At 71.2% G+C, this 16,483-nt stretch carries 10 protein-coding genes, 2 tRNA genes and 1 pseudogene; 7 read left to right on the top strand and 6 right to left on the bottom strand.

Annotated features, from left to right (window positions below; all coding sequences use genetic code 11):
- Positions 1 to 22: 22 nt before the first annotated feature.
- Positions 23 to 3,628, top strand: a complete 3,606-nt coding sequence (dnaE, locus tag DB32_RS19245) for a DNA polymerase III subunit alpha (RefSeq protein WP_053233951.1) — start codon at positions 23 to 25, stop codon at positions 3,626 to 3,628.
- A gap of 22 nt (positions 3,629 to 3,650) precedes the next feature.
- Here dnaE and DB32_RS19240 read toward each other — a convergent pair whose 3' ends face one another.
- Positions 3,651 to 4,562, bottom strand: a complete 912-nt coding sequence (locus DB32_RS19240) for a class I SAM-dependent methyltransferase (RefSeq protein WP_053233949.1) — start codon at positions 4,560 to 4,562, stop codon at positions 3,651 to 3,653.
- A 173-nt stretch (positions 4,563 to 4,735) separates the two neighbouring features.
- Positions 4,736 to 5,164: a hypothetical protein gene (locus tag DB32_RS19235; protein WP_053233947.1), complete on the bottom strand. Its 429-nt coding sequence runs from the start codon at positions 5,162 to 5,164 to the stop codon at positions 4,736 to 4,738.
- A gap of 492 nt (positions 5,165 to 5,656) precedes the next feature.
- Between DB32_RS19235 and DB32_RS19230 the strand changes: the two genes are divergently transcribed.
- Positions 5,657 to 5,729, top strand: a tRNA-Lys gene (locus DB32_RS19230).
- 79 nt (positions 5,730 to 5,808) lie between these two features.
- Positions 5,809 to 5,881: transfer RNA gene (locus DB32_RS19225), tRNA-Glu, on the top strand.
- A gap of 416 nt (positions 5,882 to 6,297) precedes the next feature.
- Here DB32_RS19225 and DB32_RS19220 read toward each other — a convergent pair.
- Positions 6,298 to 6,770 (bottom strand): annotated as a pseudogene (locus DB32_RS19220) (macro domain-containing protein).
- A gap of 169 nt (positions 6,771 to 6,939) precedes the next feature.
- Between DB32_RS19220 and DB32_RS19215 the strand changes: the two are divergent.
- The 3 genes from DB32_RS19215 to DB32_RS19205 all read left to right on the top strand — a co-directional run bounded on the left by DB32_RS19215 (position 6,940) and on the right by DB32_RS19205 (position 11,906).
- A complete protein-coding gene (locus DB32_RS19215; protein ID WP_053233945.1) occupies positions 6,940 to 7,941 on the top strand; it encodes an AraC family transcriptional regulator in 1,002 nt (333 codons plus the stop codon).
- Positions 7,942 to 8,056: 115 nt separating this feature from the next.
- A complete protein-coding gene (locus DB32_RS19210; protein ID WP_053233943.1) occupies positions 8,057 to 10,087 on the top strand; it encodes a hypothetical protein in 2,031 nt (676 codons plus the stop codon).
- A gap of 76 nt (positions 10,088 to 10,163) precedes the next feature.
- Positions 10,164 to 11,906 carry a calcium-binding EGF-like domain-containing protein gene (locus DB32_RS19205; protein ID WP_053233940.1) on the top strand — a complete coding sequence of 581 codons (1,743 nt, stop codon included), beginning with the start codon at positions 10,164 to 10,166 and terminating at the stop codon, positions 11,904 to 11,906.
- A 55-nt stretch (positions 11,907 to 11,961) separates the two neighbouring features.
- On the opposite strand, the gene DB32_RS50270 is transcribed toward DB32_RS19205, so the two are convergent.
- The 3 genes from DB32_RS50270 to DB32_RS46895 form a co-directional block, all read right to left on the bottom strand.
- Positions 11,962 to 12,303 (bottom strand): hypothetical protein, encoded by a 342-nt coding sequence (locus DB32_RS50270; RefSeq protein ID WP_053233939.1) that lies wholly within the window; start codon positions 12,301 to 12,303, stop codon positions 11,962 to 11,964.
- A 150-nt stretch (positions 12,304 to 12,453) separates the two neighbouring features.
- Entirely contained in the window at positions 12,454 to 13,644 is a 1,191-nt protein-coding gene (locus DB32_RS19195; protein ID WP_157069179.1) for a hypothetical protein, read from the bottom strand.
- Complete coding sequence (locus DB32_RS46895; RefSeq protein WP_053233934.1) at positions 13,641 to 14,822, bottom strand: hypothetical protein; 1,182 nt, start codon at positions 14,820 to 14,822, stop codon at positions 13,641 to 13,643. Before DB32_RS46895 ends, DB32_RS19195 begins: the two co-directional genes overlap by 4 nt.
- Positions 14,823 to 14,939: 117 nt before the next feature.
- Here DB32_RS46895 and DB32_RS46890 point away from each other — a divergent pair, with 117 nt between their 5' ends.
- Entirely contained in the window at positions 14,940 to 16,283 is a 1,344-nt protein-coding gene (locus DB32_RS46890; protein WP_157069178.1) for an FG-GAP-like repeat-containing protein, read from the top strand.
- Positions 16,284 to 16,483: the final 200 nt, after the last annotated feature.

Below are 16,483 nucleotides of genomic sequence, written 5' to 3'. Positions count from 1 at the left end.
CGGTCCACCATCGCCGACTCCCATGAGCACGCCGGAGTTCGTCCACCTCCACGTCCACTCCGAGTACTCGATGCTCGACGGCGCGATCCGCCTCAAGGCGCTCGCGAAACGCGTCAAAGAGCTGGGCCAGAAGGCGGTCGCGCTCACCGACCACCACAACATGCACGGCACGCTGCAGTTCGTCTCGGCGTGCAAGGGCGAGGGCATCAAGCCGATCGTCGGCTGCGAGATCAACGTCCAGTCCGCGCCGCGCGGCGAGCACAAGCCGTGTCAGCACCTCGTGCTGCTCGCGGGCAGCCAGGAGGGCTACCTCAACCTCGCGCGGATCGTCTCGCTCGGGTTCGTCGAGGGCAACCACGACGGCACGCCGCGCGTCGATCTCGAGGTGCTCTCGAGGTACTCGAAGGGCCTCGTCGGCACGACGGCGTGCATGGGCGGCTTCCTCGCGCAGGAGGTGCTGCTCAAGGGAGAAGACGCGGGACGGCGCGCGCTCGCGTCGCTGCGCGACGTGCTCGAGCCCGGCAGCCTCTACGTCGAGCTGCAGGATCACGGCTTCCCCGAGAGCGCGCCGCTCAACGAGGTGCTCGTGGAGCTCGCGCGCGATCTCGCGCTGCCGCTCGTCGCGACGAACGACGCGCACTACCTCGAGCGCAAGGACGCGCGCGCGCAGCTCGTCCTGCAGTGCATCGGGGCGAGCCGCGCGTACGTCGACATGGAGCGCGCGCACCACGGCAGCCACGAGCTCTTCCTCAAGTCGAGCGAGGAGATGGTGGAGCTCTTCCGCCACGTGCCCGACGCGATCAAGAGCACGCTCGAGATCGCCGAGAAGTGCGGCGGCGCGTGCGACCCGAAGAGCAAGCCGAAGCTGCCGCGCTTCAAGGTGCCTGACGGGATGACCGAGGCGGACTTCCTCCGCCATCGGGCCCACGAGATGCTCGAGGGGCGCTTCCGCGAGATCGCGGAGACGAACCGCCTCATCAACCACGACGAGTACCGGAAGCGCCTCGACTTCGAGCTCGGGACCATCATCCAGATGGGCTTCCCGGGCTACTTCCTCATCGTCCAGGACTTCATCAACTGGGCGAAGGATCACGACATCCCGGTGGGGCCCGGACGTGGCTCGGGCGCAGGCTCGCTCGTGGCGTACGCGCTGCGCATCACCGATCTCGATCCGCTGCAGCACAGCCTCCTGTTCGAGCGCTTCCTGAACCCGGAGCGCGTGTCCATGCCCGACTTCGACGTCGACTTCTGCATGGACAACCGCGACAAGGTCATCGACTACGTCCGCGGCAAGTACGGCGACACGTCGGTCGGGCAGATCGCGACGTTCCACCAGCTCAAGAGCAAGAGCGTGGTGAAGGACGTCGGTCGCGCGCTCGGCATGCAGCCGCAGGACACCGCGCGCATCGCGTCGATGGTGCCCGACCCGGTGCAGGGTAAGACGGTGCCCATCGCGAAGGCGATGGAGCAGGAGCCCAAGCTCAAGGCGGCGTACGAGGAAGACGCGCAGATCACGGACCTCCTCGACACCGCGATGACGCTCGAGGATCTGAACCGCCACGCGGGCATGCACGCGGCGGGCATCGTGATCAGCGAGGGCCCGCTCTGGGATCACGTCCCGGTCTTCTGCCCCGAGCCGAACGTCTACGTCACGCAGTACCACAAGGACGACGTCGAGTACGCGGGCCTCGTCAAGTTCGACTTCCTCGGCCTCAAGACGCTCACCGTGATCGACATCGCGGTGCGGCTCATCAACCTGAGGCCGGACCGCAAGGACGATGCGTTCGATCTCGCGCGCATCCCGATGGACGACCGCGCGACGTTCGCGCTGCTGCAATCGGGCGAGACGACGAACGTCTTCCAGCTCGAGTCGCAGGGCATGCAGAACCTGTTCAAGAAGCTGCGCCCCGACTTGTTCGAAGACATCGTCGCGGCGGTCGCGCTCTATCGACCGGGCCCGCTCGGCACCGGCATGGTCGACGACTTCGTGCAGCGAAAGCACGGGCGCGTGAAGGTCGAGTACCCCGACGCGTGCCTCGAGCCCGTCCTGAAAGACACGTACGGCGTCATCGTCTATCAGGAGCAGGTCATGGAGATCGCCCGCACGATGGCGGGCTACACGCTCGGCGGCGCCGACCTCCTCCGCCGCGCGATGGGCAAGAAGAAGGCGGAGGAGATGGCCAAGCAGCGCGCCACGTTCATCGAGGGCGCGCAGAAGAACGGCCACACCGCCGAGCAGGCCGGGAAGATCTTCGACCTCGTCGACTACTTCGCGGGCTACGGCTTCAACAAGTCGCACTCCGCGGCGTACGCGCTGATCACTTATCAAACTGCTTATCTGAAGGCGCACTACCCGGTCGAGTTCGTCTGCGCGACGCTCAGCGCGGACAAGGACAAGATCGACAAGGTCGTCCGCACGGTCGCGGAAGCGCGCTCGATGGGCATCACCGTGCTGCCGCCAGACGTGAACGAGTCGCAGATCGACTTCGCGGTCGTCTACGACCCGGCCGAGCACGCGCCGAAGCGCCGTCCGGATCGGCCGGTGTCGATCGGCGGCACGCTGCGCGATCCGATGCGCCCGAAGATCCGGTTCGGGCTGGGCGGCGTGAAGGGCATCGGATCCAACGCTCTCGAGGCGCTGTTCGAGGCGCGCGTCGAGGAGAGCAAGGAGAAGCCCTTCACGGATCTCTTCGACTTCACCGGGCGCGTCGATCTGCGCCGCGTGAACAAGGGCGTGCTCGAGGCGCTCGTGCAGTCGGGCGCGTTCGACGCGCCGCACGACGCGATGAAGATCTCGCGCGCGCAGGCATTCGCTGCGATCGAGGCGGCGCTCGAGCGCGGCAAGCGCGTCAGCGCGGATCGCGCGAGCGGCCAGACGTCGCTCTTCGGGCTCTTCGACGCGACGGCGAAGGCGAGCGTCGATCGCGCGACGAGCTCCGCGTTCCCGCAGGTGAGCGCGTGGGACATGCGCGAGTTGCTGCAGCGCGAGCGCAGCGCGCTCGGCTTCTACGTCTCGGGGCACCCGCTCGATCGTTATCGCAGCGAGCTCGCGCGGTTCGGCAACGCGAGCACCGCGACGCTCACCGGGCGCGACGACGGCACCGAGATCCGGCTCGGCGGCGTCGTCGAGGGGTATCGCGAGCGACCGACCAAGACGGGCGGCAAGATCGGCTTCTTCCATCTCGAGGACGCCGACGGGCGCGTCGAGGTGATCGTGCGCGATCGCGAGATCGAAGGCGCGCGCGAGGTGCTGCAGGCGGGCGAGCCGATCTATCTCGAGGCGCGCCTCCGCTGGGAGCGCGATCGCGACACGCCCGAAGAGGAACAGGGCGCGCCCGAGCCGAAGCTCACGCTGATGAACGTGAAACCGCTCGCGCAGGCGCTCCGCGAGCGGACGAAGGCCGTGCGCGTGAAGGTGTTCGTCGAGCGCGTCGACGCGAAGAAGCTGCGCGCGCTGCGCGACACGCTGAAGCAGCACCCGGGGCCCTGCCCCGTCGGCCTCGAGCTCGCGAGCGTCGAGCGCTGGAGCGTGTCGGTGCCGGAGGTCGGCCTCAGCGTGGAGCCGAGCGACGCGCTGCTCGCATCGCTCGAGCGGCTCTTCGGCGAGAAGATCGTCGAGCTCCGGTGAGCGCTGCCCGAGCGGCCGGTGCTCACGCGCGCGCGACGATCATCAGCGAGTCGTACTTCTGCGCGTCGGGCGCGAACGCGGTGCGCGCGAGCAAGCCCCACGCGCGACGCGCGCTGTTGCGCGCGAACACGCTCGTGCCGCGCGCGGAGAGCGCGTCGTGGATGCGCTGCTCCTCGTTCACCCACGGCTCCGCGATCTGCCGGTAGTAGCCGGTGTAGCGGACCTCTTCGACGCGCAGCTGCTGCGCGCTGCACAACGCGCGCAGGCTGCTCTCGCTGAAGAAGAGGAGGTGGCGCGGCACGTCGAACCACGCCCACGCCGGCCCCGATCGCTCGAGCGCGCGGCACGTGTTGTTCGGCACCTCGCACACGAAGCGCCCCGACGGCTCGAGCAAGCGCGCGACGTTCCGCATCGCGGCGACGGGATCGATGCAGTGCTCGAGCACGTGGATCATCACGACGACGTCGAAGCGCTGACCCTCGAGCGCCGCGGGGAGCTGCTCGGCCGTCCCCTCGTGCACCTCGAGGCCGCGATCCCGCGCGATCGCGCGCGCCGCCGGGTCGATCTCGACGCACGTCAGGTGATGCCCGAGGTCGCGCATCCGTCCGGCCGCGAGGCCGTTGCCGCAGCCGATCTCGCAGATGCGCAGCGGGGGCCCCGCGAGCACGTCGGCGAGCGCGTCGTGCGTGGGCTTGCTTCGATCGACGCGCCACGCGAGGTGCTCGCGCACGCGCTGCTCGATCGTGCGCCGCCGTGCGCCGCCCCAGTGCGCGTCGTGCGTGTAGTAGTCGACGTCGTACGCGCGAGCGACCTCGTCGGGCGTCGGGCTCGGGTGCACCATCCCGAACGCGCAGCGGTCGCACCAGTAGGTCATGTACTCGGCGCGCTCGACGGGACGTCGCCAGTCGCCGGGGACGCGCAGCCACGGGCGCATCGGGTCACGGGAGATCGGACAATTCGGGGTGGGACCGCGCACGTCCCTTCGTACCCGCGGTCCAGGAGCGCACGCAAGAGCGGCGAGGGATCTCCAGCCACAAGCGCGAACGCGAGCCGCGGAAGTCCGCGGCTCGCGTCGTCGTTCGCGAGCTCGAAGCGCGCCGGGCTCGCTCAGGCGGCGAGCGGAAGCGCCATCGGACGGGCCGCCGGCGCGCGCTCGCTCACGACCTCGACACCGCTCGCCTGGAGCTGGTCGCTGACGATCTGCGCGAGCGCCTCCATCGCGAGCCGCGTGCGCGGCGTGCCGTCGAGGTGCAGGCGCCCCGCGAACGGCATCCGCGAGGTGAGCGCACGCACGACCAACGCACGCGCCGCGAGCACCTCGGGGTCACACGCGAGACCGCCGACGAGCACCGCCTCGTCGACGACCGTCTCGTGCTGCATCTCCGCGCGGACGCGCGCCGCGAACGCGCTCGCGGACTCGGCGGGACGCTGCGCGAGGATGCGGACGTCGGCGCCGGTCGAGCACAGCTGGTCCATCCAGCTCTGCCACTCGCTGTCGCGCTCTGCGACCAGCACCACCGTCGTCGTCTCGCCCATGATCTCCTCCGCCGCCTCTTGGTGTCCGCGCTGCCGCTCCGTCTCGGCGCCTCGTGAGCGCCTGCTCGTTCGTGGAGGTCCCTGTCAGCAACGCACGTGCCAGCGAACTCTCGCGAGGTCTGCTGCATTCCGCCCCCGATCGAGCGCGGCCGGAGCGCCACACCTGTGTCGCGGCGGTCGGGGCCTTTTTTCGCGTGCGCCAGGGCTCACCGCGGCTTCGGACGTCCGAGCTTCGCCGGAGTTCCGTCGCACTTCGGCGCCGAACGTCGGATGCGCTGCGGCGCACGTCGTGCGCCGTGGGTGTGCGGTGGCGAGTGACGTAGCCACCATGACAACCGTGGCATGCGGTTCACGTCCGGCGTGCCACTGCGTCAACCGGCTGGCAGGCGCGGCACAACGGGTGGCGTCACGTGTTTGACGCAGCGCGTAACCCACATCCCACTCTCCTTGACCGATCGCGCGCGCCGGAGTAAAGGCTCGCGGCTCTCCCGAGGGCCGTTAGCTCAGCCGGCAGAGCAGCGGGCTTTTAACCCGACGGTGGCAGGTTCGAGCCCTGCACGGCCCAAACACCCCGCGCCCTCGTCATAGGGAGCCGGGCGCGCGAGCCAGAGCGCGTCAGAGCCCGTCCGAACAGAAGTACCACCGTCCCCATCGTCTAGAGGCCCAGGACTCCACCCTTTCACGGTGGCTACGAGGGTTCGAATCCCTCTGGGGACGCTCCGCCACTTCCGGGCGCGCCGACGGCGCGCAAGTGCAGGAAGACACTCGCGATTTGCGGGGTTCCAAACGCCTCGCTGTCGAAGGTCACGCCCGCGGGGAACACGGTCGCTTGAAGGGCTCGCGCCCTTGGAGTCGAGCCGCGTCCACAGTACGCCGAGGTCGGTGAGAACGCGCTCGGCGGAGGCCAGCAGCTCCGGCGCGTCGAACAGCACGTTCCCGCTCGCGAGCACCGTCTTCACGTGCTCGAACCCCGCGCGCTCGAACGCGCGCGAGCTCTCCGGCATCGAGGCGTTCATCGGCGCCACGCCGCGGAGGAGCGCTGCATAGCGTGCTCTCCGTGGGGGCATGTTCGTGCTCGGCGGAGGGCGCTCACGCGAGCGGCGCGCCCACGATCTCCGCGGCGTCTTCCGGCTTCACGCCGGCGAGCGTAGCGCTTCCTCGAACGCGCTCCGCGTCGCCTCGTCGAAGAGCACGACGCGGATCTCGTCGAGGGCCCACGCGCGCTCGCGCACCACGGACGCGGCGACGTTCGCCGCTTCGGGGCTCGGATAGCCGTACACGCCGCAAGAGATCGCGGGCAACGCGATGCTGCGCAGCGCGTGCTGCTCGGCGAGCACGAGCGAGCTACGGAACGCCGACGCGAGACGCACGGCGTCGCTCGGCGACCTGGAGTATCGCGGGCCGACGGTGTGGATGACCAGCGCGCCGGGAGCTCGAAGCCCGGTGTGATGCGGGCCTCGCCCACCGGACAGCGAACGCCGGGGGACACCTCGGGCAGCGCGCGGCAGCCCTCGAGCAGCTTCTTCCCCGCGGCGCGGTGGATCGCGCCGTCGACCCCGCCGCCGCCCAGGCACGCGACGTTCGCCGCGTTGACGATCGCGTCCACGTCGGCCCTTCGTGATGTCGCCGCGGACGGCGGTGATGCGTAGGGACATGGCTTCTCCGGGACGAGACGGGCGGAGTCTCCTCGACCGAGGCCGCGGCGTCTCGGGCGCCGAGAGCCCCGGGGCCGTTCGGGCTTGTCCCCGACCGCGGATCCGCGATCCTCGGGCGTCGTGACGTCTTCACCCGCGCTCGCGCTGCCGCTCTCTCGTTTCTCGCGCTTCGAGACGTGCGAGCTCGACGAGGCGTCGTCGGTCTACAGCCGGATGACGGCGCCGGTGCGCATCCACAAGGTCTCGAGCAGAGAGGCTTTCGGTTGGCGCGCGCACCAGCTCGCGCTCGGTCCACTGACGCTCTCGACCCACGAGACCCAGGGCCGCTCCCTCGCCGACTGTCCGGAGACGGACACCTATCTCTTGTCGTTCGCGTTGAGCGCGGCCTCGGTGGAGGCGACGACGGGTGACGGAGTCGTCCCGATCGTTCGCGGCCGCACGGGCCTGCTCGCGCATCCGCGCCAGTGCAGCCGCGTGAGCGTCGAGTCCGGCAGTCAGATCGTCCAGCTGAACATGCCGCACCACGCCGTGCGCGACGCGATGACGACCTTGACCGGCGTGGCCTCGGGCGAGGTTCGATTCCGGCCGCGTGTGGAGCTCGACGCGGCCGAGGTCACTCCGCTCCGGGCGCTGCTCTCTCACGTGCTGAGAGAAGCGGACGAAGAACACCCTTCGTTCGAAGGGGCGGGCATGGGAGAGCGGCTCGCAGAGGCCCTGTTGTTCAAGCTGCTGCTGACCCAGCCCCACAGCCACGCGCGGCTGTTCGTGCGCACGGAAGCGGCCGAGCCGGCGCACGTGCGACGTGCAGCGGAGTTCCTCGAGGCGAACGCCGATCGGCAGGTCACCATGGCACACCTCACGCAGCTCACCGGCGTCGGCGCGCGCTCGCTGCAGGCGGGCTTCCGCAAGCACCGAGGCTGCTCGCCGCTCGAGTTCGTCCGCGCGCGTCGCCTCGAGCGTGCCCGCGTGCGGCTGCTGACCGACGACGTCGCGAGCTCGGTGACGGACGTCGCGCACGATGCGGGCTTCACGCACCTCGGTCGGTTCAGCGTCAGCTACAAGGCGCGGTTCGGCGAGAGCCCCATGCAGACGCGCGCGCGGCGCTGGGTGCCTGTCGGCTGACCGAGCGCGCCGGCGGTGCGCCTCTCGTGCTGCTTCGCAATTCGGATAGCGGCGGCCGGAGGGCGCGCTGACCATCGCCGCCATGCTTTCTGCGTCGCGTGCACTTCGTGGGTCCGTGCTGCTGGTGCTCACCGTCGCCCTCGCCTCGGGGTGCGGGTCGGACGCCGCTCCCGACGGAGGGACGCCGCCCGAGGGCGACTCATCGATGCGCGACGGCGGCCTCGACCCGCTCCTCGACGCCGGCGTCGATCCCACGCTCGACGCCAGCCCGACGGGCGACGCCGGCAACGCATGCAGCACCGATCCCTGCGGCGACGCCAACTGCACGCCTCTCAGCGACGGCGGCGTCGCGTGCTGTCCGCCTCCGCTCGTGGGGGCGCGCTGCGACATGCTGGACTGGTGCACGACGAGCCCGTGCATGAACGGCGGCGCTTGCACGCACATCGACGAGCGGAGCGTTCGCTGCGACTGTGTCGAGGGCTTCGTCGGCCGGCTCTGCGAGCACCCCGACCCTTGCGAGGCGAGCCCCTGCTCGAACGGCGGCACGTGCGCGCACACCGAGGACGGCGCCTTCGCGTGCACGTGCCCGGCCCCGTACGTCGGTGACACGTGCGGGAGCGTGGACCTGTGCACCACGAGCCCGTGCCTGAACGGCGGCACGTGCACCCCGGAAGGCGAAGAGGGCTTCCGCTGCGCGTGCGCCCCGGGCTTCCTCGGCGACACGTGCGCGCGCATCGACGAGTGTCTCTCGAACCCCTGCCTGAACGGCGGCACGTGCACCAACGGAGTCGATGGCTTCACGTGCGCTTGCCCGCCGGGGTACTCGGGATCGACGTGCCTCACCAACGTCGACGACTGCCCGACCCCCGACCCGTGCCTGAACGGCGGCACGTGCGTCGATGGACTGGACGACTACGACTGCGACTGCGCGCCGAGCTTCGGTGGCGATGACTGCTCCGTCTCGTGCAGCGGCGCGACGGCCACCGCCGTCGTCGACGGCGACTGGACCGCGCCCGCCACGTGGGGCGGGGTCGTTCCCTCGAGTGGCACCTTCGTCGTGATCCCCACGGGACGCACCGTGACGATCCCCGCCGGCGTGACGGTGCGCTCCGTCGGCTGCGCAGGCATCAGCGTCTCCGGCACCCTCGTGAACCGTGGCCACCTCACCGCGGACCGGGTGCTCAACCTGCGCGGGCCGAGCCCGGCCGTGGCAGCGACGCTGCGGAACGAGGGCACGCTCGTGCTCGACGATGGCTTGTCGAGCACCGCGGGCCTGGCCGGGCTCTCGGTGTTCGTCAACGCCGCCGGTGGCACCTTCACGACCCGCGGCAGCGTCACGTTCAACCGTCTCACGAACGGCGGCACGTGGACGATCGCGGACGGCGCTGCTGGGTGCACGAGCAACACGTCGTGCGCATTCGACAGCTCGGGAACCGTGACGGTCGCCGCAGGCGCCGTCCTCGACGTCAGCGTCCCGCCCGTGCAGACCGCGGTGAGCAGCGGCAGCCTCGTGAACCACGGGACGTTCCGCACGAGCCGCGTGTTCGAGAACCGCGGCATCTTCGAGAGCACCGGCAGGATGGAGACCATCTTCGATGGGGAGATCGGCTGTTCCTTCACCAACGGCGGGACGGGCACGCTGACGAGCTCGGGGACGATCGACTCGAACTGCCCGCTCGCGAGCCACGGCGCGTTCACGAACACCGGCATCCTGGACGCGCGCGGTGTGATGCGTGCCCACGGAACGTTCACGAACGAGGCCAGCGGTGTGATCCGCGTCGCGGGCCTCACGGAGCTCTTCGGCGCGTTCGTGAACCGAGGACGGCTGAGCGCGCAGCCGGACGGGAGGGTGTCCATCCAGAGCGGCACGCTCACGAACCACGGCACGATCTCCGTCGTGGGGCGGTTCCAGGCGCAGGAGGGCGGCACTCTGCACATCGTCGCGGGCGGTCTGCTGGAGGCCTTCGAGCCGATCGGCAATTGGGGCACGTACGACGTCGAAGGGACACTCGTGGTGGGCGGAAGCCGCGGTCATCTCAACAACCAAGGCACGGTCCACCAGCGCTGTGGCAGCACGGTGAGCCTGTCTCGCGGTGGGGAGTCGTGGGGCGGCAATCCCGCGATGGTCGAGTCGCCCTGTCCGTGAAGCGCGCGGCGCGTGCCATCCGTGTCGCTTCGCTTTCCGGATAGCGGCGCCGCACTGCGAGGCAGAGCCTCGGCCCATGCCTTCGACTCGGTTCCTCGCGTCTGCGCTCGTGCTCGTGGCCACCGTCGCGCTCGGAGGGTGTGACTCCGACGTCACTCCCGACGATCGCGACGCCGGCTCGCTCCCGACGCGAGACGCATCGCCTGGTGACGCATCGTTCCTCGACGCGTCGCCCCACGATGCATCGCGGGCTCGCAGTGACGGCGACGCCCCGAGCCCGTGCGACACGGACCCGGGGCCGTGCGGCGTCGGCAACGGCTGCGAGCCCGACGACGAAGGCGGCTTCGTCTGCACGTGCACGCCGCCGCTCGCGGGCGAGCGCTGCGAGGTCGTCGACGGGTGCGCGGGGACGCCCTGCGCGAACGGCGGCACCTGTGCCCCCGACGACGAGCGCGGCTACGTCTGCACCTGCGCGGCGGGGTTCTCGGGACCGACCTGCGAGACCATCGACGTCCCCTGCCCGAGCGTGAATCCGTGTCTGAACGGCGGCACGTGCGTCGATGGTGTCGGCGCCTACACGTGCGATTGCCTCGAAGGCTTCGGCGCCGACGACTGCTCGGTCGCGTGCGGCACGGCGTCGACGGGCGCCACCGCCGTCGCGGACGGCGACTGGACGGCGGCGGCCACGTGGGGTGGCGTCGTCCCCTCGAGCGGCACCTTCGTCACCATCCCCGAAGGCACCACGGTGACGATCCCCGCCGGCGCGGCGGTGCGCTCGTTCCGATGCGCGACCGTCACCGTGACGGGCACGCTCGTGAACCGCGGTGAGCTCATCATCGACGGCACGCTCGTCCTGCGCGGGCCCGACCCCGCCACCCCGGCGACGTTCACCAACGAGGGCACGCTCGTCCTGCGCCACACGCTCACGACCGGCGCGGCGGAGGGCCCCTCGGCGTTCGTCAACGCGTCGGGCGGCACGATCACCAGCCACGGGACGTTCGGGCTCCATCGCTTCACCAACGAGGGCACGTGGACGGTCGCCTCGGGCACCGTCGAGTGCACCAGCCGAGACTCGTGCGCGTTCCTGAACGCGGGGACGATGACGCTCGCGGCAGGCGCGACCTTCGACGCGAACGTCTCCGCGGGGGAGAGCGCCACCAACACCGGCACGCTCGTGAACCACGGGCACATCGACACCAGCCGCCGCTTCGAGAACCGCGGCACGCTCACGAACACCGGCACGCTCGACACGTACACCGATGCCGCCGTGTCGTGCGGCTTCACGAACGCCGCTGCAGCGACGCTCGTCAACGCGGGCGGCATCCGGCTGCACTGCCAGCTCACCAACGCCGGCACGATCACCAACACGGGCAGCATGCAGGTCAACGCCGATCGGGGGAGGCTGCTGAACGAAGGAACGCTGACCAACGAAGTGGGCGGCGCCATCGAGAGCTACGGCGCGCTCGACAACGCAGGCACCTTCGTGAACCGGGGCGACCTCGACCTGCACGCCGCCGACATCGGCATGACCAACACGGGCACGCTCACCACCCACGGCATGCTGACGGTGGGCGGTCGGTTCCGGATGCTCGCCGGCGGCACGGTGATCATCGCCGTCGGGGGCAGTCTGGAGACGAGCGTCGGCGTCGGGAACTGGGGCACGCTCGACATCTACGGCAGCCTGACGACCTGGGCGCCGGAAGGAGGGCTCTCGAACTCCGGCACGGCTCATGAGCGCTGCGGGAGCACCGTCCTCCGCGCGAGCGGCGCCCCGGGCTGGACCGGCACGCCCGCGATCGTCGAAGCGCCGTGCCCTTGAAGGCCGCGGGACCCTCGACTGCGCCCGGAGCACCTCGACGTGCTCCGCGGATGGCTCACGTCGACCTCCTGCGCGGCGTGGCGATGCTCGCGCTGCGAGCCCTCGCAGCTCGGCGAGCACCGCGCGGATCTGATCGGCGAGCGTCGACTTCGGGCTGCGCGCAGGCGCCGCGATCCAGCGCTCGAAGGCCTGGACGAAGACCGTGATGCCGATCTCCGAGGCGAGGCGCGCGGTCTGCGCGGGCACGCCGCGCGAGCCCGGACGGCGCCGCGGCGACCGCGCTCACGACGAGCCCCTCGAGCTCCTGGGAGCCCGAGAAGAGCACCTCGCGCTCGTCGGTGAAGCGCCGGAAGAACGTGCGCTCGGTGAGCCCCGCCCGCGCGGCGATGTCGCCCACCGTCGTGTGCGCGTAGCCGCGCTCTTCGCCGTCGAACGAGACGGGTCACGAGGACTCGGCGAACCGGGAGCTACGCTGCGAGCGAGAGTGCGCGGGTCACGAACGTGTCGGGTCCTACTGGGGACGCTTTCCTGTCGCCGTCGCTGCCGCTCAGCGGCAGCGCAGCTCCGCGCACGTTCCGGCTTGGCAGGTCCGGCTGGCGCACTGGATGTCGCGCTCGCACGCGGCGCCGGCGTCACGCGGGGCGACGCATCGTCCCACGCGCCGATCGCACACGAGCGCCGGCGCGCACTCGGCGCTCGTCGGATCACCACAGGGAGCGCCCGGCGCGCCGTCGGTCACGCGCGCGCACGTGCCGGCTTGGCAACGCATCCCGCGATCGATCGGACAGACGCGCGCCACGCCGTCGCACGCCTCTCCCTCATCGACGAGCATCGCGCGCACGCACCGCGACGCCGAGCACGTCAGGCCTGCGCCGCAGACACGGCCGGGCGCGCACGCACCGCCCTCCTCGAGCGGTTCGACGCAGCGCTGCGTGTCACCGACGACGGCGCAGACGAGCCCGTCCGTGCAGCGCCGATCGATCTGAACGTCGCTCTCGGGATTCCCCATGCGACCGCAGCGATCGCCGGCGACGCTCGCGACGCTGACGACGATCTCGCGGCACGTCCCGCTCGTGCCCGTCGCGTCGGGCATGCACTCGACCATGTGATCACGAGCGCGCGTGCACGCATGGAGCTCACCGAGCGAGCACGCATCACCGACGTCCGCCGCGACGGTGCACACCCCGGGACAGCTGTTCTCGGGATGCGCACAGTGCGCATCCCGACCGCACTCGACCGTCGTCCCGCACGCCGCGCCGATCGGAGCACGCCCGACGATCACGTCGCGGCACGGAGGGCCCGCGAGCGCGAGCTCGACGCGATCACACGTCGTGGCGAGGTGCTCGATGCACGCGGCTTCGCGCGCGGGATCGATCTCGGCCGCGCCACGCTCCAGCGCCGCACCGTAGAACCCATAGAAGCGCTCGAGGACAGGCACGCAGTCCGCGTACACCGCGACCCACGACGCGAGATCTCCGCAGCGCGGCCACCGACCGCACTGCGCTCGCGCGATCGCGCGCACCCAGCGCTCGGCGGGCGACGCGCTGCCGCCGTCGGACGGCACCTGCGCGTCCTCGTCCTCGCTCGCCGCGTCGTGCGAAGCATCGATCGGCTCCGCCGCGTCAGCAGGAACGAACGCGTCCGCCGGAGCATCGAGCCCGGCGTCGATCGCCGCGCTCGGCTCGCCACCACACGCCGCAAGCACGATCGCGAGCATCGCGCGGGTTGCGCGGCTCATCGGCACAACGCTTCCGTGCAGAGGCCGTCGCGGCAGGTCCAGCTCGCGCACTGGGTGTCGTGCCCGCACGGCACGCCCGCGGGCAGCGGGACCGCACACTCGCCGATCGACCGATCACACTGCAGGCCTTCGTCGCACTCGGCGCTCGACGGATCGAAGCACGAATCCCCCACGCGCCCTTCGGTGAAGCGCGTGCACACGCCGCCCGCGCACTGGAGGCCGAGATCGAACTGGCAGACCCGCATCGTGCCGTCGCACGCGCCGCCTTCGTCGGTGACCACCTCGAGCCGCTCACAGCGCTCCTCGAGGGAGCACCCGAGACCGGGGCCACAGAGCAGGCTCGATCGCGAGCAGCGGCCTCCCTCGGGGACCTGCACGACGCACCGGTTCTCGCCGTCGAGAGGCGTGCACACCATGCCGTCGCCGCACGTGCGGAGGATGTGCACGTCGTCGTCGGCGTCGCCGATGCGGCCGCAGCGATCCCCCGGGGTGCGCGTGACGTCGCGCAGGATCTCGCGGCAGATGCCGCGCGTGAAGTCGCCGGTGACGGGATCGCACACGACCCCGTGTTCGCGCGCGCGGGTGCAAGGCGCGAGCGCGCGCGGATCGCACTCGTCGCCGACGTCGGGAGCCGCGGTGCACACCCCCGGGCACGCACCGCCAGCGTGCGCGCAGACCGCGTCGCGCCCGCAGTCGAGGCTCGTGCCGCACGCACCTCCGAGCGGCACCGAGCCGACGAGCGCGTCACGGCAGGGCGGGTGCGCGAAGTCGAACGCGGGCCAATCGCACGACGTCGCGAGGACCTCGCGGCACGCGGCTTCGCCCGCGGGATCGACCTCCACGGTCCCGCGGTCGAGCCCGTCCGCCAGCTCCGCGAGCGGCCTCGACTGCGTCGCGACGCAGTCCGCGAGCGAGCCATACACCCGCGCGTTCTCACCGCAGCGCGGCCACTGCGCGCACCACGCCTCCGCGACCTGCCGCACCCAGCGCTCGGCCGGTGTCTCGCTGCCCGCGTCGGCCGTCGAGGCGTCCTCGACGACTGCTGCGTCGACCGGCGCGTCGTCCGGCACGAACGCGTCGACGACGGGCGCGTCGGTGCCCGCGTCGGTGATGGGCGAGACCGGGTCCGATCCACACGCGGCGAGGAGCAGGACGGAGCACACGAGCAAGCGCGACATGACGCGCACGGTATGCGTGCACGGTTCGAACGCGCACCTGGGGAGATCCGCAGGGAGCGACGACCTACGGAGGTCCCCAGGTCCCGAGATCGCGCGCCCCGCGTAGGGTGCGACGCGATGCTCAGGAATTGGATGGTGCTCGTGGTGGCGCTCGTCGGATGTGGATCGAGCGCGACGGACGTGATCGACGCGGGTCGCGACGTCGCAGTCGACGCGCGCGTCGAGGACGCGCAGACGACGGATGCGCCGGGCGACGCGGCTCCCGATGCGCCCTCCGACGCGGGTCGCGACGCCGGCCCTGCGTGCGGCGACGGCGTGATCGACGAGGGCGAGGCGTGCGACGACGGCAACGACCTCGACGCCGACGGCTGCGAGGCCGACTGCACGCTGCCCGCGTGCGGCAACGGCATCGTCGATCCCGGCGAGCTCTGCCTCGGCGCGCCGAGCATCGTCGACGTGCGCGATCCCGGCGACGGCGCGCTGGCCGACCTCGATCACGACGGCGTGCTCGAGCTGCTCGCGTCGGAGTACGACCCGAGCAGGATCGTGCTCGTGCGCGTCGTCGACGGCGCGCCGACCGCGGAGCGCTTCGAGGGCGGGCTCGGTCCCTCGCGCATCACCGTCGGTCGCATCACCGCGGACCTCGCCGCGATGGCGTGGATCGACACGCGCACCCCGCAGATCTCGGTGAGACCGCTCGCCGCGAGCGGCCCCGCGGAGCCGATCACGACGCTGAGGCTGACGGGCAACGCGCACGCGCTCGACGCGGCCGATCTCGACGACGACGGCGACGACGATCTCGCCGCGCTCGTCCATCCGTTCCCGTCGCAGCCGTACGTCGCGCTCTTCCGGAACGACGGAGGCACGCTGACGGACGCGCCGGGCTTGGTGCTCGCCGATCGCGTCCCGAGCGATCTGATCGTCGCGGATCTCGAGGGCGACGGAGCGCCCGAGATCGTCGTGTTGCTCAAGGACTCGTTCGACACGCCGAGCATGCTCGCGACCTTCCGCGGCAGCGGCGCCAGCAGCGCGGCGACGTGGACCCGGACCGACTCTCCCGTGCTGCCCTGGGCGGACCGGATCGCGAGCGGTGACGTCGATGGCGACGGCGACCTCGACCTCGTGCTCTCCGGTGCGTCCGGTTACCAGCTCGTGCGCGCGAACGAAGGTGCGCTCGACGTCGGTGAGATCGAGACGATCCCGGGCAGCGTCCGCATCGTGACGCTCGGCGACGTCGATCACGATGGCGACGTCGATCGCGTCGCGCACTGGGAGGACAGCTCGCTCCACATCGACAGGAACGACGGCACGGGGCTCTTCGTGCCCGATCCCCCGCTCGTCGGCGTCGGCAGCGTCCCGCGCGCGATCCTGATCGGCGACGTGAACGGAGACCTCGCGCACGACGTGATCACGATGGTCGCCGGCAGCGACGCCATCGTCCTGCTGCTCTCGAATCCGTGACGCACGGCAGCGGCCACCACGCGCACGTCGGTCCACCTCGCGCACCCTCGGGCGCGGCGCGATCCAGATGCGGACGCGGTCGGGCTCGAGCTCGTAGCGCACGCGCAGCGGCTCGGGGAACGCGGGTCTGAACGTCGCGTGGTGGCCCGCCGCGTAGCTGAGCAAGAACGGCTCGCAGGGCCGGAAGGGCGGCGGGATGC

The organism is Sandaracinus amylolyticus (assembly GCF_000737325.1).
GTDB lineage: Bacteria > Myxococcota_A > Polyangia > Polyangiales > Sandaracinaceae > Sandaracinus > Sandaracinus amylolyticus.
Note: the sequence above shows the minus strand (reverse complement) of the source record. Positions and strands in the feature narration are given on the sequence as shown.

Bases quoted from the DNA above. Each gene is read 5' to 3' on its own strand.
- DB32_RS19240 (WP_053233949.1), bottom strand. From the start codon at position 4,562: ATGCGCCCGTGGCTGCGCGTCCCCGGCGACTGGCGACGTCCCGTCGAG.
- DB32_RS19195 (WP_157069179.1), bottom strand. From the start codon at position 13,644: ATGAGCCGCGCAACCCGCGCGATGCTCGCGATCGTGCTTGCGGCGTGT.
- DB32_RS46890 (WP_157069178.1), top strand. From the start codon at position 14,940: ATGCTCAGGAATTGGATGGTGCTCGTGGTGGCGCTCGTCGGATGTGGA.
- DB32_RS19235 (WP_053233947.1), bottom strand. From the start codon at position 5,164: ATGGGCGAGACGACGACGGTGGTGCTGGTCGCAGAGCGCGACAGCGAG.
- dnaE (WP_053233951.1), top strand. From the start codon at position 23: ATGAGCACGCCGGAGTTCGTCCACCTCCACGTCCACTCCGAGTACTCG.
- DB32_RS46895 (WP_053233934.1), bottom strand. From the start codon at position 14,822: ATGTCGCGCTTGCTCGTGTGCTCCGTCCTGCTCCTCGCCGCGTGTGGA.
- DB32_RS19205 (WP_053233940.1), top strand. From the start codon at position 10,164: ATGCCTTCGACTCGGTTCCTCGCGTCTGCGCTCGTGCTCGTGGCCACC.